General features: G+C 67.1%; 23 protein-coding genes. 16 read left to right on the top strand and 7 right to left on the bottom strand.

From position 1 onward, the window contains the following. The first annotated feature begins 94 nt into the window (after window positions 1-94). The 3 genes from JYG32_RS28585 (at window position 95) to JYG32_RS28595 (ending at window position 2,831) form a co-directional block, all read left to right on the top strand. The gene (locus JYG32_RS28585; protein ID WP_174379468.1) at window positions 95-391 is read left to right on the top strand and encodes an acylphosphatase; all 297 of its coding nucleotides are present in this window, start codon (window positions 95-97) and stop codon (window positions 389-391) included. 16 nt (window positions 392-407) lie between these two features. Further along, complete coding sequence (gene rarD, locus JYG32_RS28590) at window positions 408-1,307, top strand: EamA family transporter RarD (RefSeq protein WP_174379467.1); 900 nt, start codon at window positions 408-410, stop codon at window positions 1,305-1,307. A 399-nt stretch (window positions 1,308-1,706) separates the two neighbouring features. Continuing rightward, window positions 1,707-2,831: an OpgC domain-containing protein gene (locus tag JYG32_RS28595; protein WP_213265841.1), complete on the top strand. Its 1,125-nt coding sequence runs from the start codon at window positions 1,707-1,709 to the stop codon at window positions 2,829-2,831. 46 nt (window positions 2,832-2,877) lie between these two features. Here JYG32_RS28595 and JYG32_RS28600 read toward each other — a convergent pair whose 3' ends face one another. Together JYG32_RS28600 and JYG32_RS28605 are read right to left on the bottom strand one after the other, a co-directional pair. Beyond that, a complete protein-coding gene (locus JYG32_RS28600; protein ID WP_213265842.1) occupies window positions 2,878-3,084 on the bottom strand; it encodes a hypothetical protein in 207 nt (68 codons plus the stop codon). Window positions 3,085-3,201: 117 nt separating this feature from the next. Beyond that, the gene (locus tag JYG32_RS28605) at window positions 3,202-4,722 is read right to left on the bottom strand and encodes a peptide MFS transporter (protein ID WP_213265843.1); all 1,521 of its coding nucleotides are present in this window, start codon (window positions 4,720-4,722) and stop codon (window positions 3,202-3,204) included. Window positions 4,723-5,221: 499 nt separating this feature from the next. On the opposite strand from JYG32_RS28605, the gene JYG32_RS28610 reads away from it, so the two are divergent. The 7 genes from JYG32_RS28610 (at window position 5,222) to JYG32_RS28640 (ending at window position 13,109) form a co-directional block, all read left to right on the top strand. Next, the gene (locus JYG32_RS28610; RefSeq protein WP_047902204.1) at window positions 5,222-5,803 is read left to right on the top strand and encodes a cupin domain-containing protein; all 582 of its coding nucleotides are present in this window, start codon (window positions 5,222-5,224) and stop codon (window positions 5,801-5,803) included. A gap of 179 nt (window positions 5,804-5,982) precedes the next feature. After that, a complete protein-coding gene (locus tag JYG32_RS28615) occupies window positions 5,983-7,596 on the top strand; it encodes a peptide ABC transporter substrate-binding protein (protein WP_213265844.1) in 1,614 nt (537 codons plus the stop codon). An 11-nt stretch (window positions 7,597-7,607) separates the two neighbouring features. After that, window positions 7,608-8,546 (top strand): ABC transporter permease subunit, encoded by a 939-nt coding sequence (locus JYG32_RS28620; RefSeq protein ID WP_213265845.1) that lies wholly within the window; start codon window positions 7,608-7,610, stop codon window positions 8,544-8,546. Between the two features lie 13 nt (window positions 8,547-8,559). Continuing rightward, a complete protein-coding gene (locus tag JYG32_RS28625) occupies window positions 8,560-9,462 on the top strand; it encodes an ABC transporter permease (RefSeq protein ID WP_174379460.1) in 903 nt (300 codons plus the stop codon). A gap of 1 nt (window position 9,463) precedes the next feature. Continuing rightward, window positions 9,464-10,456 (top strand): ABC transporter ATP-binding protein, encoded by a 993-nt coding sequence (locus tag JYG32_RS28630; RefSeq protein ID WP_213265846.1) that lies wholly within the window; start codon window positions 9,464-9,466, stop codon window positions 10,454-10,456. Then, on the top strand, window positions 10,453-11,472 hold the full coding sequence (locus JYG32_RS28635; RefSeq protein WP_174379458.1) for an ABC transporter ATP-binding protein: 1,020 nt from the start codon (window positions 10,453-10,455) through the stop codon (window positions 11,470-11,472). Before JYG32_RS28630 ends, JYG32_RS28635 begins: the two co-directional genes overlap by 4 nt. 164 nt (window positions 11,473-11,636) lie before the next feature. After that, window positions 11,637-13,109 carry an OprD family porin gene (locus JYG32_RS28640; RefSeq protein ID WP_213265847.1) on the top strand — a complete coding sequence of 491 codons (1,473 nt, stop codon included), beginning with the start codon at window positions 11,637-11,639 and terminating at the stop codon, window positions 13,107-13,109. Between the two features lie 64 nt (window positions 13,110-13,173). Here JYG32_RS28640 and JYG32_RS28645 read toward each other — a convergent pair whose 3' ends face one another. The 3 genes from JYG32_RS28645 to JYG32_RS28655 form a co-directional block, all read right to left on the bottom strand. Continuing rightward, window positions 13,174-14,169 (bottom strand): DedA family protein/thiosulfate sulfurtransferase GlpE, encoded by a 996-nt coding sequence (locus tag JYG32_RS28645; RefSeq protein ID WP_174379456.1) that lies wholly within the window; start codon window positions 14,167-14,169, stop codon window positions 13,174-13,176. 152 nt (window positions 14,170-14,321) lie between these two features. Beyond that, window positions 14,322-14,591, bottom strand: coding sequence for a hypothetical protein (locus JYG32_RS28650; protein WP_011353737.1), 270 nt, complete (start codon window positions 14,589-14,591; stop codon window positions 14,322-14,324). Between the two features lie 267 nt (window positions 14,592-14,858). After that, window positions 14,859-17,210 carry a phosphocholine-specific phospholipase C gene (locus tag JYG32_RS28655; protein WP_213265848.1) on the bottom strand — a complete coding sequence of 784 codons (2,352 nt, stop codon included), beginning with the start codon at window positions 17,208-17,210 and terminating at the stop codon, window positions 14,859-14,861. A gap of 574 nt (window positions 17,211-17,784) precedes the next feature. Here JYG32_RS28655 and JYG32_RS28660 point away from each other — a divergent pair. Continuing rightward, window positions 17,785-18,285, top strand: coding sequence for a GNAT family N-acetyltransferase (locus JYG32_RS28660; protein WP_213265849.1), 501 nt, complete (start codon window positions 17,785-17,787; stop codon window positions 18,283-18,285). Window positions 18,286-18,583: 298 nt separating this feature from the next. Next, complete coding sequence (locus tag JYG32_RS28665; protein ID WP_174379453.1) at window positions 18,584-20,179, top strand: thioredoxin family protein; 1,596 nt, start codon at window positions 18,584-18,586, stop codon at window positions 20,177-20,179. Window positions 20,180-20,218: 39 nt separating this feature from the next. Here JYG32_RS28665 and JYG32_RS28670 read toward each other — a convergent pair whose 3' ends face one another. Together JYG32_RS28670 and JYG32_RS28675 are read right to left on the bottom strand one after the other, a co-directional pair. Continuing rightward, the gene (locus JYG32_RS28670) at window positions 20,219-20,470 is read right to left on the bottom strand and encodes a DUF4148 domain-containing protein (RefSeq protein ID WP_174379452.1); all 252 of its coding nucleotides are present in this window, start codon (window positions 20,468-20,470) and stop codon (window positions 20,219-20,221) included. A gap of 432 nt (window positions 20,471-20,902) precedes the next feature. Continuing rightward, window positions 20,903-22,306, bottom strand: coding sequence for a GntP family permease (locus JYG32_RS28675; RefSeq protein WP_034181616.1), 1,404 nt, complete (start codon window positions 22,304-22,306; stop codon window positions 20,903-20,905). 315 nt (window positions 22,307-22,621) lie between these two features. Here JYG32_RS28675 and JYG32_RS28680 point away from each other — a divergent pair, with 315 nt between their 5' ends. From JYG32_RS28680 to JYG32_RS28695, 4 genes are all read left to right on the top strand, one after another. Then, complete coding sequence (locus JYG32_RS28680; RefSeq protein ID WP_174379451.1) at window positions 22,622-24,109, top strand: sigma-54 interaction domain-containing protein; 1,488 nt, start codon at window positions 22,622-22,624, stop codon at window positions 24,107-24,109. 54 nt (window positions 24,110-24,163) lie between these two features. Continuing rightward, window positions 24,164-24,691: a BON domain-containing protein gene (locus JYG32_RS28685; RefSeq protein WP_213265850.1), complete on the top strand. Its 528-nt coding sequence runs from the start codon at window positions 24,164-24,166 to the stop codon at window positions 24,689-24,691. Window positions 24,692-24,752: 61 nt separating this feature from the next. Then, window positions 24,753-25,025 carry a hypothetical protein gene (locus JYG32_RS28690; RefSeq protein ID WP_213265851.1) on the top strand — a complete coding sequence of 91 codons (273 nt, stop codon included), beginning with the start codon at window positions 24,753-24,755 and terminating at the stop codon, window positions 25,023-25,025. Between the two features lie 103 nt (window positions 25,026-25,128). Continuing rightward, window positions 25,129-25,431: an H-NS family nucleoid-associated regulatory protein gene (locus JYG32_RS28695; protein WP_213265852.1), complete on the top strand. Its 303-nt coding sequence runs from the start codon at window positions 25,129-25,131 to the stop codon at window positions 25,429-25,431. The last annotated feature ends 179 nt before the right edge of the window (window positions 25,432-25,610 follow it).

Here is a 25,610-nt window from a genome sequence, read left to right on the forward strand (position 1 = left end):
TCCGCGGCGGCGCGCGGCCTGCCTGCCCGGCGCGTGTGCGAAGCGGCCGACGCGACTACAATGCCGGGCTTGAATGCAACGGGAGGGCGACGCGATGAGCCGCAATGAACTGGACGAACGGATCGAGACCTACTACGTGCGGGTGCGCGGCGTCGTGCAGGGCGTCGGCTTCCGTCATGCGACGGTGCGCGAAGCGCATGCGCTGAAGCTGCGCGGCTGGGTCGCGAATCTCGAGGACGGCAGCGTCGAGGCGATGATCCAGGGCCCCGGCGCGCAGATCGACCGGATGCTCGCGTGGCTGCGCCACGGGCCGCCGGCCGCGCACGTGACCGAGGTGACGTTCGAGGAACGTCGGACCGAAAGGCGCTTCGAGCGTTTCCAGCAGCAGTAACAGGCGCACGACAACGATGACGGGGTATCCGGAAGCCGGGCGCGGGCTCATGCTGTCGGTGATGGCATCGACGCTGTTCGCGCTGATGTCGGCTTACGCGAAACTGCTCGCGCCGCTCACGGGGCTCGACATCTTCGCGTGGCGCGTATTGTGGACCGCGCCGGGCGCGCTCGCGCTGATCGCGCTGCGCGGCCGCTGGCCCGCGCTCGTCGCGCTCGCGCAGCGCGGCGTGCGCGACTGGCGTTTGCTGATCGCGCTGCCCGCGAGCGCGGCGCTGCTCGGCGTGCAGTTGTGGCTGTTCCTGTGGGCGCCGCTGCACGGCCGGATGCTCGAGGTGTCGCTCGGCTATTTCCTGCTGCCGCTGACGATGGTGCTCGTCGGCCGCTTCTACTATCACGAACGCCTCGATCCGCTGCAGTGGGCGGCGGTCGCGTGCGCCGCGCTCGGCGTCGCGCACGAAGTGTGGACGACGCGCGCGTTCGCGTGGCCGACGCTCGTCGTCGCGCTCGGCTATCCGCCGTATTTCGTGCTGCGCCGGCGGATCAACGCCGATTCGCTGGCCGCGTTCGCGGTCGAGATCGCGCTGCTGTGCCCGATCGCGTTCGCGATGGTCGCGACGAGCGCGACGCGTGTCGCGAGCCATCCGGTGCTGTGGGCCGTGCTGCTGCCGGGGCTCGGCGTACTCAGCACGCTCGCGCTCGCAAGCTACCTGAAGGCGAGCCGGATGCTGCCGATGGCGCTGTTCGGGATTCTCGGCTATGTCGAGCCCGTGCTGCTCGTCGCGGTGTCGCTGCTGCTGCTCGGCGAAACGCTGAGCGTCGCGAAGCTCGCGACGTACGGGCCGATCTGGGTCGCCGTCGCGCTGACCGCGTGGCACAGCGCCATGCTGATGCGGCGATTGCCCGCACGCGGATAAACGTCGAGCTCGATCGCGGTGCGGCCGCGCGGAACGTGCCGCGCATCGCGCATCGAACATCGGTCGAACAGCCGCCGAACGCATCGATGCTGACTGCAAACTGGCGTCGCGCTGACGTGAATCTGGCGACACTGCCTGCTTCATGTCGCCGGCCTCGCCGTTGTAATCGAACAGAAGATTCGGTTGCACTTTGTTACTTAGGGTCTCCCCCGATCGGCCATTAGACTGGCCTGACCGACTTCCCTTCGTATGCAGCTTTCCAATGAACGGTCATCTCCGTGCCTGGCCGGCCGGGTTGGCGCGATGCGAGCATACGCGTATCGCCGCTGATCGCGCTCGCCTTCTCCTTCCCGATCCTTTCCCCGGCGCGTGTCGTGCCGCCGTTGCGCAGGTGCGCTCATGTCGTTGAGCATGCCGCCTTCCGCCACGGTTCAGCCGTCGCGCAGCGGCCGCCTGATCGAAGTCGATTTCTTCCGCGGGCTTGTGCTGTTGATGATCGTCGTCGATCACATCGGCGCGAGCGTGCTGTCGCGCGTGACGCTGCACGCGTTCGCGCTGTGCGACGCGGCCGAAGTGTTCGTCTTCCTCGGCGGCTTCGCGACCGCGAGCGCGTACGGCGCGATCGCCGAACGGCACGGTGCGCGTGCCGCGCAGCGCCGGTTCGTGCGCCGCGCGATGCAGATCTACCGCGCGTTTCTCGCGACGTCGACGCTGATGCTCGTCGTGTCGGCCGTGCTCGATCACTACGGGATCGATGCGCCGAACCTCGCGCTCGACGACGTCAGCGTGATGCTCGCGTCGCCGCTCACGGGCCTCGCCGAATTGCTGACGTTCCAGCGCCAGCCGTATCTCGCGTCGGTGCTGCCGATGTATGTGCTGTTCGCGCTCGCGTCGCCGGCGCTCGTGCCGTGCGCGCGCCGCCATCCGTGGCTGCTGGTCGCGTTCAGCGTCGCGTCGTGGCTGGCGGCGGGCTGGCTCGGCCCCGAACTGCTGGACACCGACGGCTTCCGCTGGAGCTTCAACCCGTTCGCATGGCAACTGATGTTCGTCGCCGGCGTGCTGGCGCGCTGTCAGCCGTTCTACCGAAGCGTCGCGCTCGGGCGGTGGGGCGCCGAGGCGACCGGCGTCGCGTGCGCGGTCGTGCTCGGCTGTGCGAGCTACAAGCTGTTCTCGGGGCTGCCGCTGCCCGAAGGCGTGCTCAAGCGCGATCTCGCGCTGCCGCGCGTCGTGAGTTTCGCGGCCATCGCGTGGCTGATGGCCGATTGCGTGCGCTACGGCTGGATCGCGCGGATCGCGCAGGCCGTGCGCCCCGTCGTCGCCGTCGGCCAGCGCGGGCTGATCTGCTTCGTCGCGGGGGCGGCGATCTCGCTCGTAATCGATTCGCTGCTGCACCCGGTCGCGCACAGCGCGGATCTGCGGCATGTCGGCGTGGGCCTCGTGGCCGACGCATGCGCGCTCGGGCTGATGATGGCCGTGGCCGGTTCGGGAACGTGGATCGCGCGATGGCGAAGCGCGGCCGCGTGAGCGGCGCGGGAGGCGGCACGTGCGGCACGCAACGTGCCGCGCGGCGTCAGTGAGGTGAGCCGATACGGGAGCGGGGAACGGCGGTCGCTTCGTCGGATTCGGCGTCGTCGCGGTCGTCCGGCGCCGGGTCGTCGTGTTCCGCGAGCACCGCGTCGACTTCGGCTGCGGCCCGGGCGGCGCGTATCGCGGTGCAGCGCTGAGCGTGCCGGATGTCCGACAGTATCCTCAGGAGCCGCGTGGTCTTGCTTTTCATCGTATTCCCCTGCCTGTCGCGCGTCTCGGTTGAAGCGCTTCTTGCAACCAGTGTAGGACGCGATCGCGCAACCGGCAGGGGAATGTGGCGTGCATGCCGCACGCCAAGGGATAGTACTTACTGGGCCGCGACGGCGGCCTGCGCCTGCAGCGCTTCTTCGCGGCGCTCTTCCGCGCAGCGCTGATGCTGGCGCGACAGGCGGTTCATCAGCGGCAGCAGCAGCAGCGCGAGCAGCATGCCGATCGCGGCGAGCCAGCCGAGCTTCTCGAACAGCGACAGGTAGAGCGGCAGCGATTCGGTGGCCGGCAGCTCGTGCGACGGCATCTGCGCGAAGTTCGCGACGACGCTGCCGAGATACTGCGACACGCCCGTCGCGACGAAATACGCACCCATCATGAAGCCGCTCATGCGCGCCGGCACGTAGCGAGCGATCATCGCAAGGCCGAGGCCGCTCACCAGCAGCTCGCCGAGCGAGTAGAGGCCGTAGCCCCACACCATGAACCACGACGACACGCGGCCGTCGACCGCGTAACGACCGCTGATCGTGAACACCAGGTAGCCCGCGGCGACCGCGCCGAAACCGAGCGCGTACTTCGCGGCGACCGGCAGGTCACGGCCGCCCTTCGCGACCGCGTTGTAGACCCACACGAGCACCGGGCTCAGCAGCATGATCCAGATCGGGTTCAGCGCCTGGAACTGCGCGGCGCTCCACGTGAACAGCGTCGTGCCGAACAGGATGAAGCGCGGATCGACGTTGCGCAGCGCGAACAGCGTCAGCGACGTCGACATCTGCACGTAGAAGATGAAGAACAGGATCACCTGGCCGATCAGCACGAGCGCCGCGATCAGGCCCGCGCGCTCCGAGCGCTCCGACTTCGCGATCATGTACGCGAAGATCGCGAGGATCGCGAACGCTGCCGTCCACACGCTGGCAACCGCGAGCTGCTTGTGCTGCAGCACGTACAGCGTGATCAGCGCGAGCGCGACGCCGCCCAGGGCGACCGCGCCGAGGCGCTTCCAGCGGATCGGTTCGTCGTCGGGCTGCGAGCCGACGTGCGCGAGCGTGCGATGCATCAGCATGAAGTTGAGGATCGCGAGCAGCATGCCGCCGCAGCAGACCGCGAACGCGGCGTGCCAGCCCCAGTGATCCTTGATCCACGGCGTCGCGAGCATCGACACCGTCGAGCCGATGTTGACCGCCATGTAGTAGATCGTGAATGCGCTGTCGATGCGCGCATCGTCGCCTTCATAGATGCGGCGCACGAGGTTCGCCGCGTTGGCCTTGAACAGGCCGTTGCCGACGACGATCACGCCGAGCGACGCGTACATGTACGTGAGCTGGTCGTTCGGTACCGCGAGCATCAGGTAGCCGGTGCACAGCACGGCCGCGCCGATGATCATCGTGCGGCGGGCGCCGAGCACCTTGTCGCCGATCCAGCCGCCGATCGACGGTGCCGCATAGACGAGCGCGGTGAACGCACCCCAGGTCAGGTTCGCATGGCTGTCGGTGAAACCGAGCCGGTCGACCATGAAGAGGACCAGGAGCGCGGCCATGCCGTAGTAGCCGAAGCGCTCCCACATTTCGATGAGGAAGACCGTCGTAAACGATCGGGTTTGTGAAACAGGTGAATGCATCATCAATCTCGTTTGAAACGGACGGCACGGATCACGCGTCGTCTTGGGGTCGAACTGGAGCCGATGCACAATGGGCCGGATAGGCTTTGCGCTGGCGATGGAACAGTCGGGCGGTTAACCCGGGCCGGGGTCGGACTCCGCATGATAGGGCGGCGAGTGGCCCCGACCGGCGCGCGAATGGTAACGTTCGCCGGTCCGGTGCGTCAGGTATGCGCCACTCAGGGAAACTCCCGATGCGGCAGCAGCTTTCAAGAACATTCGTCTCATAACCTATTTGTAAGATTTCTCTCCGGCCCTCCGAAGATTCCCGGAGAGCCGCTTGCAGCTTGCCTGTGAAGCCGGCGAGTCTGGCAAGATAGCGCGTCGTTTCGCTCGTCTCGTGCCCCGTTTAGTGCACCGGGCTCAACACCGAAGACGTGCGTGAACCCGAAGACTAAGCTATCTCGAATTAACTTAGTTACTTTCCATCAAACATTTTTTGACGACTACTTTTCGGCCTGCTATGGTTCCCCCCACTGAAAACCCGCGGTCCGCAGACGCTGCCGCCGTACTGGGCAGCAAGATTCGCGCGTTGCGCCAACGACTCAAGCGCACGCTCGACGACACCGCTACCGCCGCGGGGATTTCGAAGCCGTTTCTGTCTCAAGTCGAGCGCGGGCTCGCGTCGCCGTCACTGACGTCGCTGGCCGGTATCGCGCACGCGCTCGGTGTGACGGTGCAGTACTTCGTGGATACGCCGAGCGAGGAACGCTCGGTCTGCCGAGGCGAGCAGTTGCGCTTCTTCGGGTTTGCCGATTCGGCGAACCTGTTCGCGCGGCTGACGAACGTATCCGAAGGGCGACAGCTCGAGGCGATCCTCGTGAGGTTGCCGCCGGGGCAGAAGCGGTCCGAGGTGACGACACATGCGGGAGAGGAGTTCCTGTATGTGATTGAAGGGGAAGTGTCGCTGACGCTGGAAGGCAAGACGTTCGTCCTGCAGGCCGGCGACAGTTCGCACTATCAGTCGACGGTCCCGCACAGTTGGGTCAACACCGCGAAGATCGAGTCGGTGGTGGTCTGGGTCGGTACACCGAGGCTGTTCTAACGCACAGGTATTCCTTCGTTTCCAAGACGGAATGCCTGTCGAAAGAAACGTAAGGAATACTAATATGCAATACGGGAATCACGGGCCTCCTCAATCGCTGCACCCGTCAGCGTCTCACGCGTAAGCCGCGGCATTCGCCGCGCGACGCTCACCGAACCCACTTTCTCAAGACTGCCACGATGAAATCCTTGCATGCCATGTTGGCCGTGCTGGCCGCGCTCGCCCTGACGACGCCCGTCGCCCACGCCGTTACCGTTCCGTCGAACGTCGCGCTCGCTCCTCAACAGGACCTGACGCGACAGGTGCCCGCCGAGGTCGAGTCGCTCGACCCCGCGCACATCGAATCGTGGACCGGCAACACGATCGGCCTCGACCTGTTCGAAGGGCTCGCCCGCATCGATGCGGCCGGCCAGGTCGTGCCGGGCGTCGCGCTGTCGTGGGAGCGCAAGACGCCGCAAACGTGGATCTTCAAGCTTCGCCACGACGCAAAGTGGAGCAACGGCCAGCCGGTGACGGCCGCCGATTTCGTCTATGCGTGGCAGCGCCTCGTCGATCCGAAGACGGGCTCGAAATACACGATCCTCGTCGAGTTCGTGAAGAATTCGAAGGACATCATCGCGGGCAAGGCCGCGCCGTCGACGCTTGGCGTGCGCGCGATCGACCCGTACACGCTCGAGGTGACGACCGACGTGCCCGTCGCGTTCTTCCCGGAGCTGACCGCGATGGTGCCGCTTGCGCCGGTGAACAAGGACACGGTGACAAAGCTCGGCGACGCATGGACGCGCCCGGGCAATATCGTCAGCAACGGCCCGTTCCAACTGGTCGACTGGCAGCCGAACAACCGCATCGTGATCGCGAAGGACGCGAAGTACTGGAACGCGCCGAAGGTCGTGATCAACAAGGTTACGTACCTGCCGATCGAAAGCGACGAGACCGCGATGCGCATGTACCAGGCCGGCCAGATCGACTACAGCTACTCGATCCCGTCGGGCATCTTCCAGCAGGTCAGCAAGCAGTTCGGCGGCGAACTGCGCCAGGGCCTGCAGCTCGCGACGTACTACTACTACCTGAACAACAGCGATCCGGCGCTGAAGGACAAGCGCGTGCGCCAGGCGCTGTCGATGGTGCTCGATCGCGAGGTGCTGACCTCGAAGCTCACGCAGGCCGGCGAGAAGCCGATGTACGGGCTGATGCCGAACGGCACGAAGGGCGTGCAGCCGTTCACGCCGGATTGGGCGTCGTGGCCGATGGCCAAGCGCGTCGAGACGGCCAAGAACCTGCTGAAGCAGGCCGGCTACTCGGATGCGAAGCCGCTGTCGTTCACGCTGACCTACAACACCAACGACCTGCACAAGAAGGTCGCGCTGTTCGCCGCGTCGGAATGGCGCACGAAGCTCGGCGTCAACACCAAGCTCGAGAACGTCGAGTTCAAGGTGCTGATGAAAGAGCGGCATGACGGCAAGGTGCAGATCGCGCGCGACGGCTGGTTCGCCGACTACAACGACGCGATGACGTTCTTCGACCTGCTGCGCTGCGGCAGCGCGCAGAACACGGTCGGCTACTGCAACAAGCAGGCCGACGCGCTCGTCGACGAAGGCAACCAGAAGCTCGACGACAAGGCGCGCGCCGCGCTGCTCACGCAGGCGCACGACCTCGCGCTGAACGACACGCCGATGGTGCCGCTGTTCCAGTACTCGGCCGACCGTCTCGTGAAGCCGTACGTCGGCGGCTACTCGCTGAAGAACGTGATCGACATGCGTGCTTCGCAGGACATGTACCTGGTCAAGCACTGAGCGGAGCGATCATGCTGGCCTACGCACTGAGGCGCACGTTGTGGGCGGTGCCGACGATCCTCGCGGTCGTCACCGTCTGCTACCTGCTGCTGCATTTCACGCCCGGCGGCCCGTTCGATACGGAGAAGCAGCTTTCCGCCGCGACGCTCGCGAACCTGAACGCGAAGTACCACCTCGACCAGCCGCTGTGGAAGCAGTACCTGATGTATCTCGACGCGCTGCTGCACGGCGACCTCGGTCCGTCGTTCCGCTATGTCGACTGGTCCGTGAACGACCTCGTGCGCAAGGCGCTGCCGGTGAGTCTCGGCGTGGGCGGCGTGTCGATCCCGATCTCGATCGGGCTCGGCGTGCTGCTCGGCACCGTCGCGGCCGTGCGCCGCGACAGCTTCATCGACCGCATCGTGATGCTGATCGGCAACGTCGGCAACGTCGTGCCGCCGTTCGTGCTCGGCCCGGTGCTCGTGTGGATCTTCGCGATCCTGCTGAAGACCTCGGCCGGCAACGGCTGGCTGCCGGCGGGCGGCTGGGGCGACGGCGGCTGGCAGTACCGGCTGCTGCCGATCGTGCTGCTGACCTTCATCAACATGTCGCTGCTCGCGCGCGTGATGCGCGGCTCGATGATCGAGACGCTGTCGAGCAACTACATCCGCACCGCGCGCGCGAAGGGCCTGCCGGGCTCGACGATCGTGCTGCGCCACGCGCTGAAGCCCGCGCTGATGCCGGTCGTGTCGCTGTTCGGCACGGTCTGCATCTCGTCGATCACGGCTGCCGTCGTCACCGAATCGGTGTTCGCGCTGCCGGGGCTCGGGCAGCTCGTCGTGAACGGTGCGATCAACCGCGACTACACGCTGGTGCTCGGCCTCGTCGTGCTGACGACCGTCTGCGCGGTGCTGTTCAACCTGCTGGTCGACCTCGCGTACGCGTGGCTCGATCCGCGCATCCGTTATTGAGCGAGGCACAGCGATGACTCCGACTACTCCCGTCGTCGGCCTGCCCGTGCAGACCGACTCGCCGCCGCGTTCGCGCTCGCCGCTTGCGCTCGCGATGGCGCGCTTCCTTCACAACCGCGCGGCCGTGTTCAGCCTCGTGCTGCTCGTGCTGATCACGCTCGCGTGCGTCGTCGGCCCGTGGCTGCTCGCGGCCGATCCCGCCGCGAGCGACTGGAGCTCGATCAGCCTGCCGCCGACGTGGGCGAACCAGCACTGGTTCGGCACCGACGAGCTCGGCCGCGACCTGCTGGTGCGCACGCTGATCGGCGGCCGCGTGTCGATCGAGGTCGGCGTGCTCGGCACGCTCGTGTCGGGCCTGTTCGGCGTCGCGTGGGGCGCGACCGCGGGCTTCGCGGGCGGCCGTGTCGACTCCGTGATGATGCGCATCGTCGACATGATGTACGCGATCCCGTACCTGCTGATCGCGATCCTGATGATGACCCTGTTCGGCCGCTCGTTCATGCTCGTCGTGCTGACCATCAGCGCGTTCTCGTGGATCGACATGGCGCGTGTCGTGCGCGGCCAGACGCTGTCGCTGCGCAACCGCGAGTTCGTCGATGCGGCGCGCGCGATCGGCGTGACGCCGACGTCGATCGTGCTGCGCCACGTCGTGCCGAACCTGCTCGGTGTGGTCGTCGTGTACGCGACCGTGTCGGTGCCGGGCATCGTGCTGACCGAATCGGTGCTGTCGTTCCTCGGCCTCGGCGTGCAGGAGCCGATGACGAGCTGGGGCGTGCTGATCCAGGACGGCGCGCAGAAACTGGAATCGATGCCGTGGCTGCTGCTGGCCCCGGCCGTCATGCTGTGCGTGACGCTCTACTGCGTGAACTTCGTTGGCGACGGCCTGCGTGACGCGCTCGACCCGAAGGATCGCTGAGATGGGTGCACTACTAGAAGTCGACAACCTCGGCGTGCGCTTCACGCGCAAGGATGCGCCGCCGATCGACGCCGTGAGCGGCGTGTCGTTCTCGCTCGAAGCCGGCAAGACGCTCGGCATCGTCGGCGAATCGGGCTCGGGCAAGAGCCAGACCGTGATGGCGCTGCTCGGCCTGCTGGCCGGCAACGGCACGACGACCGGCGCCGCGCGCTATCGCGGCGACAACCTGCTCGACATGGATACGCGCGCGCTGAACAAGGTGCGCGGCGACCGGATCGCAATGATCTTCCAGGATCCGATGACGTCGCTCAATCCGTTCCTGACGATCGAGCGGCAGATGACCGAGACGCTGCAGCTCCATCGCAAGCTGTCGCGCAAGGACGCGACCAGGCGCGCGATCGAGGCGCTCGAATCGGTGCGCATTCCCGACGCGGCGCGGCGCATCCGCATGTATCCGCACGAGTTCTCGGGCGGCATGCGCCAGCGCGTGATGATCGCGATGGCGCTCTTGTCCGAGCCGGAAATCCTGATCGCCGACGAGCCGACCACCGCGCTCGACGTGACCGTGCAGGCGCAGATCATCGACCTGCTGCGCGAGCTGAACCGCGAGCGCGGCACCGCGATCGTGCTGATCACGCACGACATGGGCGTGGTCGCCGGCCTCGCGGACGACGTGATGGTCATGTATGCGGGCCGCACCGTCGAATACGCGCCGGCCAACTCGATCTTCGCGGCGCCGTCGCATCCGTACACGATCGGCCTGCTCAACGCGCTGCCGCGCCTGACCGACGCCGACGATGCGCCGCTCGTCGCGATTCCCGGCAATCCACCGATGCCCGGCACCGCGCCGGCCGGCTGCGCGTTCGCGAAGCGCTGCACGTATGCGGAAGAACGCTGCGGCGCCGCGCGCCCCGCGCTCGAAACCTATGGCGCCGCGGGCGCGGTGCGCGCGTGCCACCGCCCCGTGGCCGATCTGACGGGAGGTCTGCGATGAGCGTCGATGAACGCCGCAATGCCGGCGCGACGGACGACACGCTGCTGTCCGTCGACGATCTGAAGGTGCATTTTCGCGTGCCGCTCGGCGGCTATCCGTGGTCGCCGAAGGGCACGCTGCGCGCGGTCGACGGCGTGTCGTTCGACGTGAAGCGCGGCGAGACGGTCGGGCTCGTCGGCGAATCGGGCTGCGGGAAGTCGACGCTCGCGCGCGCGCTGATCGGCCTCGTGCCGATGACGGCCGGCACCGTGAAATGGCGCGGCGAAGCCGTCACGCCCGACCACCTGCGCGGCAACGCGATGCGGCGCGAAGTGCAGATGATCTTCCAGGATCCGCTCGCGTCGCTCGATCCGCGCATGACGATCGAGCAGGTCGTCGCCGAGCCGCTCGTCACGCACCAGGCCGGCCTCGGCCGCACCGAAGTGCGCCGCCGCGTGGTCTCGATGCTCGAACGCGTCGGCCTGAACGCGCATCACCTGCTGCGTTATCCGCATGAATTTTCCGGCGGGCAGTGCCAGCGGGTCGGCATCGCACGCGCGCTGATCGGCGAGCCGAAGCTCGTGATCTGCGACGAACCGGTGTCGGCGCTCGACGTGTCGATCCAGGCGCAGATCGTGAACCTGCTGCGCGATCTTCAGCGCGAACTGTCGTTGTCCTATCTGTTCGTTGCACACGATCTCGCCGTGGTGAAGGCGATCAGCCAGCGTGTGCTCGTGATGTATCTCGGCCGCGTGATGGAGTTCGGCACGCGGCATGACGTGTACGGCGTGCCGCAGCACCCGTACACGAAGGCGCTGCTCGATGCGGCGCCGACGCCGGAGCCGGCGCGCGAGCGTGCTCGCCGTCCGATGCTGCTGGCGGGCGAGATGCCCTCGCCGCTCAACCCGCCGTCCGGCTGCGCGTTCCGTACGCGCTGCCCGGTCGCGATCGACGCGTGCGCGCAGGACGTGCCGCTGCCGGAAGTGCGGCAGGGCTCGGCGGCGCGTGTTGCGTGCATTCGTGCGGGCGCGGCGTGATTTGAAGTAGCGCAACCAATAAAACCAGGCAGGTCAACAGGGGCAGGTGCGGCGCGAACGATCTTCGCGTTGCGGGTACAGGCGCGTCCTTAACCGGGCGCGCCGGGGGGCCGGGAGCGGATCGCAACCGGCGTGGACGATATCAACACAAGACGAGAATGACGATGAAAAAACAGAAGACGATCGGGACGGCATCGAAGATGCTGCTTGCATGGGGACTGCCGGCACTCGCCGGCGTCTCGCTGACGGGCGCGGCGCATGCCGACGACGCGGTGCCCGCGCCGCTGACGGTCGCGCAGGCCGCACCGGCCGCCGGTACCGCCACGAGCGTTGCGCAGGCAACGACCCCGAACGCCATTATCAATGCCGAGGCGAACCAGGCCGTCACGCCGCCCGACGAGCCGTCGGCGCAGTCGAAGTCGAAGGGCTTCATTGCCGACAGCCATCTCGATTTCCTGTTCCGCAACTATTCGGACGTGCTCGACAGCAAGGGCGGCCCGCATCGCCACGCGTGGGTGCAGGGCGCGATGGCGAACTTCGAGTCGGGTTATACGACCGGCCTGATCGGCATCGGCTTCGACGCGTCGCTGTATGCGGCACTGAAGCTCGACGGCGGCCAGGGCGCCGGCAGCATGGTGCACATCGCGAAGGGCGGCGGCGGCGGCAACCAGCTCGCGTGGGCCTACCCGGGCATCTACGACATCAAGGCGCGCATCTCCAACACGGTGGTCAAGTACGGTCTGCAGGCCGTCGACAACCCGTTCATGGAGCAGCACGACAACCGTGCGCTGCCGCCGACGTTCCTCGGCGCGACGATCGTCAGCAATGAATTCAAGAACGTGATGCTCGAGGCCGGCAGCTTCACGAAGACCGACGCGCGCGGTCACACGACGCTCACCAACCTGACGACGCAATACGGCGGCACGCGCATCAATCGCCTGTCGTATGTCGGCGGCACGTGGGACTACTCGCCGAACGGCGAAGTCGCGCTGTACGCGAACCAGGCCGACGACGTGTGGCACCAGTACTACGCGTCGGTGAAGCACAGCATCGGCAGCCCGCAGACGATCAAGTGGACGGGCTTCGGCAACGTCTACTCGACGCACGACACCGGCGACGCGCTGCAGGGCAAGATCGACAACAACGCATACAGCCTGTCGGTGGCCGCGCAGCACGGCCCGCACGAGCTGCTGCTCGGCTTCCAGCAGGTGCTCGGCGACCAGTTCTTCGACTACCTGAACGAAACGAACGGCATCTTCCTGACCAACTCGATGGACGTCGACTACAACGCGCCGCACGAAAAGTCGCTGCAACTGCGTTACACGTTCTACGGCAAGGAAGCGGGCCTGCCGGGCTTCAAGGCGATGGTCTGGGGCGTGACGGGCTGGGGTGCGGACGGCAGCGCGGGCGCGGCGAACGACCCGACCAAGTCGAGCATCTACTGGAGCAACGGCGCGCCGGTGCAGGGCCGTCACCACGAGTTCGGCTTCATCCCGTCGTACACGTTCCAGAGCGGCAAGCTGAAGGACACGAAGGTCACGTTCATCGCGATGTGGCACAACGGTTCGGCACACTATTCGGACGCGACGAACCGCGAGTACCGTCTGGTCGTGAACCTGCCGCTGCACGCGTTCTGATCGAAGGGGGACGCCGGGTCCCCCGCATTCCCCGCATCGCGCGGCCGGCCTGCGAGCAGTGCAATCAGGCCGGCTTGTGCAACCCCGCGACCGGATCGTTCGCGGCGGGCATTTCTTCCGCGAGCGACGTGAGCTGGCGGCCCGTATCGCGCCATGCGTCGAGGCCGCCGCGCAGCGCGAGCGCATCGGTGAAGCCTGCGTCCAGCAGGCGCTTCGCCATCAGCGCGGCCGTCACTTCGTTCGGGCATGAGCAGTACACGACGAACTTCTGCGTGAGCGGATAGCGCGCGACGATGTCGCCGATCTGCCGCTCGTCGGCGAACTGCGCGCCGGGAATCGTGAACGGGTCGAGCTTGCGGTGCTCGGGCGAGCGTACGTCGAGCACCACCGGCGCGGTGGCGTCGCGCAGCAGCAGGTCGAGTTCGTCGACGCCGATCCGCGCGTTCGCGAGCTGGCGGATCAGCGCGCGGCGGCGCATCCAGCGCACGGCCGCATAGATCGCCAGCAGCGCGACGATGACCAGCAGCACCGCGCGGCCGAGGTGGCTCGCGCCGGCGAACAGCCAGTCGATCTGCCGGTAGAACACGATCCCGGCCACCAGCCCGACGATCGTCCACAGCGCGGCGCCGAGCGCGTCGTAACCGGCGAACGTGCGATAGCGCGTGCCGAGCGCGCCGGCCATCGGCACCGACACAAGCGACAGCCCGGGAATGAAGCGTGCGACGGCGAGCACGCGCACGCCGTAGCGGCCGAAGAAGCGTTCGGTCTTTCTCACGCAGGAATCGCGCGACAGCGACAGCCGGCAGATCGTCTTCAGCGTCGTGCCGCCGTAACGCCGCCCGGCGACGTACCAGACGGTGTCGCCGATCAGCGCGCCGAACACCGACAGCGCCACCACCGTCACCAGTTGCGAGCCGATCATCTCCGGATGCATCGCGGACATCGCGCCGAACAGCACGAGCGTCGGCATCGCGGGCACCGGCAGGCCGATGGCCGCCGCGAGCACGTTGGCGAACACGAGAAGCGGCCCGTACTGGGCGACGAGGTCACGGAGGAGCATGACGGCTGGCCGAAAAGGAAACGCGTGGGCAGGAAACGCAGATGGGCCGATTATCGGCCATTTTCAAGACAGCGGCGGGAATGACGGAAAGCGCCTGACGGCGGCAGGGGGCGCGGTGAGCCGGCGCGCTGCGCGCGGCTCACCGTTTGAAATCAGGAGGAGGTGCGGGCGAGCGACGCGGCGCCGTGGTTTTCGCCGGGCAGCTCGGCGCCGTGCGAGCGGATCGCCGCGATCAGTTCGGCCGGCGTGATCTCGTAGCGGACCTCGCGGTGGATGCCGGGCTTGCGTTCGTCGATCTCGATCAGCAGCACGCTCTTGCCGTCGCCGGTTGCTTCGAGCCGGAGCGACCGCAGTTCGCGGCCGTCGGCCGGGTCGTGTTCGGTGAGCAGGGTCATTGCCCCGGATGAGCCGGTAGTGCGCATCGAACCTATCCTCGTATCGTGGATGCCGTGGCGGCGAAGATGTCTTTGTTGAATACAACTTGTCGCAGTTTAACGCGAACGGGCCGCAACACGGAGCATTTTCGTGGGGGCGAAATGAGGGTTATACCACCGATCCCTCTGATGTTTGACCCGCGCCGGGCGGGCGTTTCAGCCCGATCGGGCGCGGCCGCGGCCGGCGCCTGACCGGCGTTCGCGGCCGCGCCGGCGCGGGCGGCGACACGCGCTGCAACGCGCGTCGCCGCGGTGTCAGAAGCGGTCGGCCAGCCCCATCGCCGGGTCGCTGACCGAGTGGCGGCCCGTTTCGACACGGCCGGCCACACGGCGCGAGAAGCTCGCATCGCTGTCCGCGGTGACGATGAAGTCGTACCAGTGGCCGGTCGAGTCGAGCTTCCAGTGCAGCTCGGACTGGTCGCCGGCGCGCACCGTGACGGTCCACGTGGTGCCCGTACCGTTGCCATTGCCGTAATGGTGGCCCTGGCTGTTGCCGTTCTCGTTGCCATGACCGCGATCGTCGTTCGTGCCACGGCCGGACAGCGGCCCGTAGACCTGGTTCGACTTCACCGTGAAGCGCACCGTGCCGCCGCCGTCGTTGCGCAGTCGCAGGTGGAGGTTGCCGCTCGCGCCTGCATAGCCGACGCGAACTTCCGGATGAGGCGCGCGCGCACCGGCCAGGCGGCTCAGGTCGCCGGTGAAGCGGCGGTGATAGCCGTTCGGGCCGAGCACCCACAGGTCATATTTGCCGCCATTGTCGGCGCGCGCGGCCCAGTCGCCGTGCAGCGTCTTGCCCGGCTCGACGGCGTAGCGCTGCGGCAGGCGGTCGAGATGCAGCTTGTCGTAGACGTGGAACACGGCGGCGGCGCGGCCCGTGTTCGCGAACTTCAGCGTGACCGTGCCGGTGCCGGCATCGGTCCGCGCGCTCGCATGCAGCTCGTACGGCAACGCGCGCGACGGGCGCACGCCGGTGGCTTGCGCGGGCAGCGCCGGCGTAGCCGGCGGCACGATCTTCGGCGCGGCCTGCTGCGCGGCGCTCAGCGCGTCGACCTGGCTTTTCGTCGTATGGCCCGCGAGCGTCGGCAGCGGTTCGTTGTTCGGCGAGCGGAAGTTGAACGCGCTCGTCAGGTCGCCGCACACCGCGCGGCGATACGCGCCGATCTGCGGCTCCGCGACGCCGAAGCGCTTCTCGAGGAAGAGCAGCGTCGACGTATGGTCGAACACCTGCGAGTTGACCCAGCCGCCGCGGCTCCACGGCGACACGACCCACATCGGCACGCGCGGGCCCGGGCCGTACGGACGGCCGTCCGTCGCCGGCTGGCTCGACGTGGCCGGCGTGAAGTCGTGGTACTCGACGGCGACGTCGGCATCCCGCAGCGTATGGCCGCCCGCGAGCGTGCCGTCGGCGTTGCGCGACGGCGCCGCCGGCGACGGCATGTGGTCGAAGAAGCCGTCGTTCTCGTCGTAGTTGACCAGCAGCACCGTCTTGCTCCACACCTCCGGGTTCGCCGTCAGCGCATCGAGCACGGCCTGCACGTACCAGCCGCCCTGCGCGGGGCTCGACGGCCCCGGGTGTTCGCTGTACATGGACGGCGGGATGATCCACGACACTTCCGGCAGCTTGCCGTTGCGGATGTCGCCGCGCAACGTTTCGAGAAAGCCGTACGGCATCGTGTTGCCGAAGCCTTTCGCGAGCGGGCTCAACGGATCGTCGATCGCGGGATCGTAGAACGCACCGGCCGCCGTCGCGGGCTGCGTGATGTCCGTCGACGCGACGTACGCGGGCCGGCGCGCGGCCGGCATCTGCTCGATCGCCGCGCGCCAGTGGCGGAAGCTCATCATCTCGTTGCAGCCGAAGTTGTCGATCAGGCTCTGGTAGACCTTCCAGTTCACGCCGGCCTGCTGCAGCCGGTCGGCATAGGTCGTCCAGGTCCAGCCCTGGCTCGACGGGCCGATGTCGTTGCCGCCGTTGAACTGGTTGTTCAGCGCGGCGATCTTCACGCGGCTGCCGTCGGCGGGGCTGATGCCGTTCGGGCCGTTGGTGCCGCTCCAGTAGAACAGGCGGTTCGCGATCGTGCCCGTGTGCATCCCGCAGTGGTAGTGGTCGCACAGCGTGAACGCATCGGCGAGCGCGCGCTGGAACGGCACTTCCGCCGCGTCGTAATAACCCATCGACAGCGGCGTCTTCGAGTCGGGCCAGCGGTTCATCCGGCCGTGATCCCACGCGGCCTGCGAATCGGCCCACGTGTGCGGCGTGCCGCCCGCGCGCTGCGCGTTGCCCTGGCTCGCGTCGAGGTGATACGGCGTGCAGGTCGTGGCGGGCGTCGTCTTCGTGTAGGTCTGATGGAACACGTCGCGGCCGTTCGGCGACGGCACCGCGAAGCGGTCGCCGTAGCCGCGCACGCCCTTGAACGTGCCGAAGTAGCTGTCGAACGCGCGGTTCTCCATCATCAGCAGCACCACGTGCTTGACGTCCTTGATGGTCCCCGTTTCGTGAAACGCGGGAATGGCGAGCGCGCGGCGGATGCTCGGCGGAAACGCGGCGAGCGTGGCGGCGGCGAGGCCGGAAGTGGCGGTCTGTTGAAGGAATTTGCGGCGTGACGTCATGGCGTTCGGATCCTGTGATGGTGGGAGCGTTCGTGACTTCGTCCGGAGGCGCCCGTGCGTCGCCCCCCTGGGACGATCCGCGATGCGGGTGCGTTCGAGTGCGTCGGCCGCGCGTGCCGGATCTGCGTGCATCGCGCGCGACACGGGTGTCGTGCGGATGTATCGGCGGTCGTCGCGATCCTGTGCGCCGCGCGCTCGTGATGCGCGGGCCAGGACGTCGGCACACACCGGCCCGGCGCATGCCGGGCTGGGCCGCGCCCAGTCTAGGGAGGCGACATGACGTCGACGTGATGAAGAAATGACATCGCATGTCGCGCGTGTGACGTTGTGTGCACAACGATTCATTCGGGTGCGATGCGTGACGGAAGGGGGTAAGGAATTACCGATTGCCGCATGCGGAATCGGTCATATTTTTCGAATCGCAGCCGTGATCGCGTGTCGTTGCGGATGCAACGGCATCGCGCGACGACGTGACGCCCATGTTTCAAATGCGTGAAATCGGCTAAGCTCGAAACGTTGCTGCGCATGTGCGCAGTCCGCGCCGCCGGCGCGACTTTTCGGAACCGGCCCACCCATGACCGACATCAAGATCCGGCACAGCGAGACGCACGACGTCGACGCGATCCGGCAGATCGCCGCCCATCCCGCGGTGTACATGGATACGCTGCAGCATCCGTTTCCGTCGCTCGAGAAATGGCGGAAGCGACTCGAAAACGCGCACGAGCGCGGCGTGAGCCTCGTCGCCGAAATCGACGGCGCGGTGGTCGGCCATCTCGGCCTGCAGTTCGAGCCGAATCCGCGCCGGCGCCATGCGGCGGGGCTCGGCATGATGGTCGATGCGGCCCATCACGGGCGCGGCGTCGGCAGCAGGCTGCTCGCGGCCGCGATCGATTTCGCGGAAAACTGGCTGAACCTCACGCGTCTCGAGTTGACCGTGTTCACCGACAACCGCGCGGCAATCGCGCTCTACGAGAAGCACGGTTTCCGGATCGAAGGCGAATCGCCAGGCTATGCATTGCGCGACGGCGTGCATGCGTCCGTGTATTACATGGCGCGGATCAAGGCGCGGCAATGAAGGGCCGGCCGATGCGTATGTGACGGCACACGCGGCCGCGATGCCGCGCGTCATATTCATTCGAGAATTCGTTGGTTTTCCGCAGGCTGCGCCGGTCGTATCGTTGATCGATTTGCCGGTCGATTCGGCCGGTGTCCGCTTTTTTTGCGTCGATGCGCGCGCGCCATGCGTCGCCGCATTCCGGCGTGCGCCACGCCGCACGCCGGTGCGCTTCATCGCTTCATGAACATCGCTTCATGGTCACCGTTTCGCGCGACACACCTTCCCGCAACCGTCTCCTTCAACGGAACCCGCTTCGATGAAAACCGCTCTCCGGAATCTGACTGCCGCCTGCCTGTTCGCCGCCGCGGGTGCGGCGTTTGCCGCTGCCGCGCCTTCGGGCGCCACCGTGTCGAGTGCGTCGCCCGAAGGCGCGCATCTGCCGCCCGGCATCGCGTGGCAGCACGGCGATGTCGATGCCGCCTTCGCGCTGGCGAAGCGCACCGGCAAGCCGCTGCTGCTCTACTGGGGCGCGGTGTGGTGCCCGTCGTGCAACCAGGTGAAGTCGACGATCTTCAGCCAGCAGGCATTCAAGACCCGCTCGTCGTTCTTCGTGCCCGTGTATCTCGACGGCGATACCGAAAGCGCGCAAAAGCTCGGCGAGCGTTTCAAGGTGCACGGCTATCCGACGATGATCCTGTTCCGCCCCGACGGCACCGAAGTGACGCGGCTGCCGGGCGAAGCCGATCTCGACCGCTACATGCAGGCGCTGTCGCTCGGGATGACGGCCGCGCATCCGGTGCGGCAGACGCTCGCGACGGCGCTGAAGAACGGCGCGTCGCTGACGCCGGACGAATGGCGCCTGCTGGCCGACTATTCGTGGGATACCGACGGCGCGCTGCCGGTGCCGGCCGATCGTGTCGCCGAGACGCTGCAGTCGCTTGCGCAACGCGCGCGGGCGGCCGGTGCGAAGGCTGAATCGGCGCGCTTCGCGCTGAAGTCGGCGGTGGTTGCCGCGTCGGACGACCCGGCGCAGGCCGGCGCGCTCGACAAGGCGGCGCTCGCCGAATCGCTGCGCACGGTGTTGCACGATCCCGCGCTGTCGCGGGCCGATTCGGACGTGCTGGTCGCGGCGCCCGCACGCGTGGTTGCGTATCTCGGCGGCGACGACGCGCAGCGCGCGAAATTGCGCGGCGCGTACGACACGGCGCTCGCGCGGCTGTCGACCGACACCACGCTGTCGTCGATCGACCGGCTGATGGCGCTGCACGGCCGCGTGCTGCTCGCGCGCGGCGACGCGCGCAAGGGCGCGCCGCTCGCTGCGCCGGCGCTGGTCGACACCGCGCGCAAGCAGATCGCCGCGTCGGTGCAGGGCGCAGCGAATGCGTATGAACGGCAGGCGCTTGTCAGCGAGGGCGCGGACACGCTGACCGACGCGGGGCTGTACGACGAATCCGATGCGTTGCTGAAGGCCGAGTTGCCGCGTTCGTCGACGCCGTACTACTTCATGTCAGGGCTGGCCGCGAATGCGAAGGCGCGCGGCGACAAGGCCGCGGCACTCGACTGGTATCGCAAGGCATACGACTTGGCGAGCGGGCCGGCGACGAAGCTGCGCTGGGGCGCGACCTATTTTGCGAATGCGGTTGAACTGGCGCCGGACGATTCGGCGCGCATCGAAGGGATTGCCGCGAGCGTGCTCGCACAGGCCGGCAAGACGCGGGACGCGTTCTACGGCGCGAACCTGCGTGCGTTGACGAAGGTCGTCACGCAATTGAACCGCTGGCGCAGCGGCGGCGCGCACGATGCGTCGGTCCGGTCGGTCGTGAAGCAGTTCGACGGCGTATGCGGGAAGCTGCCCGCGGGCGATCCGCAGGCAGCGGCGTGCGCGAAGCTGATCCAGCCCGTGAAGGCTTGACGACGCACGCACGCATCGTCGAGCGGGCCGGACGATCGATTACTGGCCCGATTCCGACGACGCGCCGCGATCGCTGCCGTATCCGGCGTCGTGCTGGCGGGCAATTTTCGCTTCGGCGGAAACGATGCTGGCCGGATAGAACCAGTCGCTCGACTGGAAGCCGGCCTGCTTCAGCGCCTTGACTTCGGCGCGGACCTGCGCGCGCGTCAGCGGCTGGTTCGACTGCGCTTGCGCGGCGAGCGGGGCCGATACGGCCAGGGCAATGGCAACGGCTTGGATCAGGCGCTTCATGATCGGGACCTCCAGGATTCCGGTGAATCGCCGCGCTTCGTGAGTCGAAGCGCCGGGCGACGTTGAACCCAGTGTAGGCCGGGGCGGGCGCGCGAAAAATGCGATCGCGCCCAACGCAGTGTTTTGTTGTGGGCAACAATGGGCGGGCGGTGGCGGGCGATATCGGATGGCGGCTTGACGGGCGTGACGGGCGTGACGGGCGTGACGGGCGAGACGGGCGAGACGGGCGAGACGCCGCGCGAGTCGTGCGACGGTGCGGAGCCGACCGGTTCAGGCGAGCGAGGAAATGAAATCGGACCGGATGTGAATTCCGGAATCCATTCCGGTTCGCATCCGGTCCGATCGTGACAGGCAGGCCGGGCTTGAAGTGGCCTGTCGCGGCGATGCGGCAGGCCGGGAGGCGGCGTACGGAACGCCGCCTCATGCAGGTGCTTACACGAGCCCCGTCGTGTAGTACACGGCGATCACGAAGAACACCGCGAGCGTCTTGATGACGGTAACCGCGAAGATGTCGCGATACGACTCGCGGTGTGTGAGGCCCGTGACCGCGAGCAGCGTGATCACCGCGCCGTTGTGCGGCAGCGTGTCCATGCCGCCGCTTGCCATTGCGACGACCCGGTGCAGCACGTCCATCGGAATGTTGGCTGCCTGCGCGCCCTTGATGAACAGGTCCGACATCGCGGCGAGCGCGATGCTCATGCCGCCCGACGCCGAGCCGGTAATACCGGCGAGCGAGCTGACCGACACGGCTGCGTTGACGAGCGGGTTCGGGATGCTTTTCAGCGCATCGCCGACGACCAGGAAGCCAGGCAGCGCGGCGATCACGCCGCCGAAGCCGTATTCCGACGCGGTGTTCATCGCGGCGAGCAATGCGCCGCCGACGGCGGCTTTCGAGCCGGCCGCGAAGCGGTCGCTGACGCGATTGAACGCGGTCAGCACGACCAGCACGATGCCGAGCAGCAGCGCGGCCTCGACCGACCAGATCGCGACGACGGTCTTGATCGACGTCGTCACCGGCGTGTGCACGCCCGGCAGCACGTCCGGCGCGACCGTGTACGACGCGGCGCCGTACCACTGCGGGATCAGCTTCGTGAACAGGAAGTTCGACACGCCGACGAGGATCAGCGGCAGGATCGCGAGCGCCGGGTGCGGCAGCGACGTCGCCTCGACGCGCTCCGGCTCGTTGACGAGCGACGTGCCGTAGCCTTCGCCCTTCGCCATTGCCGAGCGGCGGCGCCATTCCAGATAAGAGAGGCCGACGACGACGATGAACAGCGAGCCGATCGTGCCGAGCGCAGGTGCGGCCCACGCGGTCGTCTTGAAGAACGTGGTCGGGATGATGTTCTGGATCTGCGGCGTGCCGGGCAGCGAATCCATCGTGAACGAGAACGCGCCGAGCGCGATCGCGCCAGGCATCAACCGCTTCGGAATGTTGCTCTGGCGATAGAGTTCGGCCGCGAACGGATAGACCGCGAACACCACGACGAACAGCGACACGCCGCCATAGGTGAGCAGCGCGCACACCGCGACGATCACCGCATTCGCGCGCGAGCGGCCGATGTAGCGGATCGCCGCATGGACGATCGACTCGGAAAACCCGGACAGTTCGATCACCTTGCCGAACACTGCGCCGAGCATGAATACCGGGAAATACAGTTTGACGAAGCCGACCATCTTCTCCATGAAGATGCCGGAGAAGACCGGGGCGACGGCGGCGGGTTCGGTCAGGAGCACCGCGCCGAGCGCGGCGATGGGCGCGAACAGGATCACGCTGTAGCCGCGATACGCGGCGTACATCAGGAACGCCAGCGCGGCGAGGACGATCACGAAAGACAAGGGAGTCTCCTAATGGCTTTGGTTGTTGTTCGATCGCGCGACGCGCCGCGGACCGGCTCAGGTTCGTGCAGGTTTCGTGCCATCGGCCGGATTGCGCCGCCGGACATGGGTCCGCCGGAGACCGGCGGGCCCGCGCCGGTCCATGTCTGACGATTCTACAGAAAACGTCTCCATCCGGAGACGATATGGCCGTCCGGCCAGCCCGTGAAATCGTGCAGGGCTTTCCCGGACCAGCATTGTGGCGTGTCTCCGGAGTGAGATAATCCGTCTCGATCCGGAGACATCCGGCCGAAAATACACGGAGACGAAGACACGATGATGAATGACTGGGCCCGCCTGCCCGTCAACTACGGCGACGTGCTGCGGCGCGCCGCCGAGTCGCTGTTCCGGACCTTCGAGGATTCGAGCGCGGGCACGGTGGTCGTCGATCGCGACGCGCGCGTCGTGTGGATGAACGACCGTTACGCGGCGCGCTTCGGTTTCGCCGATCCGCAGCAGGCCGTCGGTCTCGACTGCGAGGCCGTGATCCCGAACAGCCTGATGCGCGAGGTCGTGTCGACCGGGCAGCCGATCCTGCTCGACATCATGGAGACGGGCCGCGAGCCGCTCGTCGTCACGCGCCTGCCGCTGAAGAACGAGGCCGGCGAGACGGTCGGTGCGATCGGCTTCGCGCTGTTCGACCAGTTGAAGACGCTTACGCCGATCTTTTCCCGCTACGCACAGCTTCAGCAGCAACTGATCGCGACGCAGCGTTCGCTCGCGCAGGCGCGCCGCGCGAAATACACGTTCGCGAGCTTCGTCGGCACGAGTGCCGCGAGCCTCGAAACCAAGCGCCAGGCGCGGCGGGCCGCGCAGGTCGATTCGCCGGTGCTGCTGCTCGGCGAGACGGGCACCGGCAAGGAACTGCTCGCGCACGCGATCCACGCGGCGTCGGCGCGTGCGCTCCAGCCGCTCGTGACCGTCAACGTCGCCGCGATTCCCGACACGCTGCTCGAAACCGAATTCTTCGGCGCGGCGCCCGGCGCGTACACGGGCGCCGACCGCAAGGGGCGCATCGGCAAGTTCGAGTTGGCCGATCGCGGCACGCTGTTTCTCGACGAGATCGGCGACATGCCGCTGCCGTTGCAGGGCAAGCTGCTGCGCGTGCTGCAGGACAAGGAGTTCGAGCCGGTCGGCTCGAACCGGATCGTGCGCGCGGACGTCCGGATCATCGCCGCGACGTCGGCCGACCTGACGGCGCTCGTGGCGGCCGGGCGTTTTCGCGCGGATCTCTATTACCGGCTGAACGTGCTGACGATCCACGCGCCGCCGCTGCGCGAGCGGGCGTCCGACATCGCGGCGCTCGTCTACGCGACGCTCGAGGAACTGGCCGCCCAGCACGGGCGTGCCGCGCATTGCGAGCTGACCGACGATGCGCTGCGGATGCTGTGCGCGTATCCGTGGCCGGGCAACGTGCGCGAGTTGCGCAATACGCTCGAACGCGCGCTGATGCTGTCGGACCGTTCGGTGATCGATGCGCGTGCGCTCGCACCGTTCCTCGGGCCGGTGCGCGTATCGACGGACGGCGTATCGCCGGCGCAGAGGATTGCCGCAGCGCCGGTCGAGCGGGGCGCCAGCGATGCAACCGGTGCAGCCGGTGCGCCGGTCGCTTCGTATGCCGATGCATTGGCGGCCTGGGAGCGTCAGTTCCTGATCGACGCACTGGCGGCCTGTGACGGCAAGGTCGTGGAAGCGGCCGCGCGCATCGGGATCGGCCGCGCGACGCTGTACAAGAAGCTGGCAGCGCTGGGCATCGACCGGTAGGCCGATCGGCGCTGCCGATGCGGTCGGACGTGAAGCATCGAACAGGAGATCACGATGAAGCGGATCGGCATCGCAGGGTGCTTGACCCTGTTGCTGGCGACCACGGCGCTCGCGCAGTCCGGCGACGCAGGCGCGCCCGAGGCGCGGCGCAACTGGTACAACGATCCGTTCGTCGCGCTGTCGCGGGACGTGGCCGAATGCCCGTTGCCGCTCGGCCCATGGATGACCCGGGCCGAGATGACGGACGACGCGCATTACCGCGCCGAACGCGGTACGACCTGCTGGCTCGCCCATCGCTGCACGAAGCCGAACTCGTATATGTATGACGCGCCGATCGCCGATGCCGCGAAGGCGCACTTCGCAGGCTCCGATCGCCTGCGCGGGACGAGCCTGTGGATCACCGTGCAGCGGCGTTTTATCTATGTCGAAGGATGCGCGGATACGGCGTTCGATCGCCAGGCGCTGCAACGCGAACTCGAGGCGCTTCCGGACGTCGAGCAGGTGTTCGTTCGCATCACCGACGATCCGCGCCGGAGCTTGCCGTACAAGGCGCGCGGGCAACCGGGCCGCACGCCGAACTGACGGAAAGCGGGCCACGCATGGCATACTCGCGACATTCAAAAAATGGTTGACGGGAAGAACAATGAATCACATGCTTGCGTCGGTCAGTCGGTGGCCTCGGGCGGCCGGATTGTTGGCCCTGGTTGCAGCGCTCGGCGGGTGCGGTGGCAGCGCGCCGCTGTTCACTTCGGACGGGCGTCCGACTACGCAGGTGCAATGCACCGGCAACGACTGGAGCAATTGCACGGACAATGCCCGGGCCATCTGCAACGGGGATTTCGAAGTGATCCAGCAATCGACTGATGACGCCGCGCGAAATCTTCTCTTCGCATGCAAGAAGAAAAGCGGTTATTGATCCCGAAATGACCGGCTGAGGAAACCACGATCGGGCGAAGCGCTTTTCTGTTTGCTTGGAGTCACCTATTTTTCACGAATAACACTCACGGAGTCCCATCCATATGGCGACCTACAGGCAACTGACCGCGCAGCTCGAACGGCTTCAGCAAAAGATCGACAAGGAACGCGAAAAGGCGATTGCCGACGCGATTGCCGATATCCGCGCGAAAATCGACGAATACGACATTACGCCGGAAGAGCTCGGTTTTCTTCCGGTAGGGTCCGCCGCCGCTGCCACCGCGAAGCCGAAGCGCACGTTGCCACCGAAATACCTGAACCCGAAGACGGGCGAAACATGGAGTGGCCGCGGGCGGGCGCCGGCGTGGCTGGGCAAGAACCGCGGGCGTTTCCTGATCAAGGACTGACTCCCGAAAATCCTCACCTTTCGTGCGTTGACTGACGGTGCGAACGGCCATGCGGCCGTCGCACCGTTTGTTTTTGTGTCGTCGCCGTGCGATTCCCGTCGACGAATTGCAGCGCAATGCCGCGCAATTAACGGATGCTGTTTTGCGAATTCGCCGCGATTCGGCGGCCTATCGCGGTG

The sequence above is a fragment of the Burkholderia pyrrocinia genome, assembly GCF_018417535.1.
Classification (GTDB): Bacteria; Pseudomonadota; Gammaproteobacteria; order Burkholderiales; family Burkholderiaceae; genus Burkholderia; species Burkholderia pyrrocinia_E.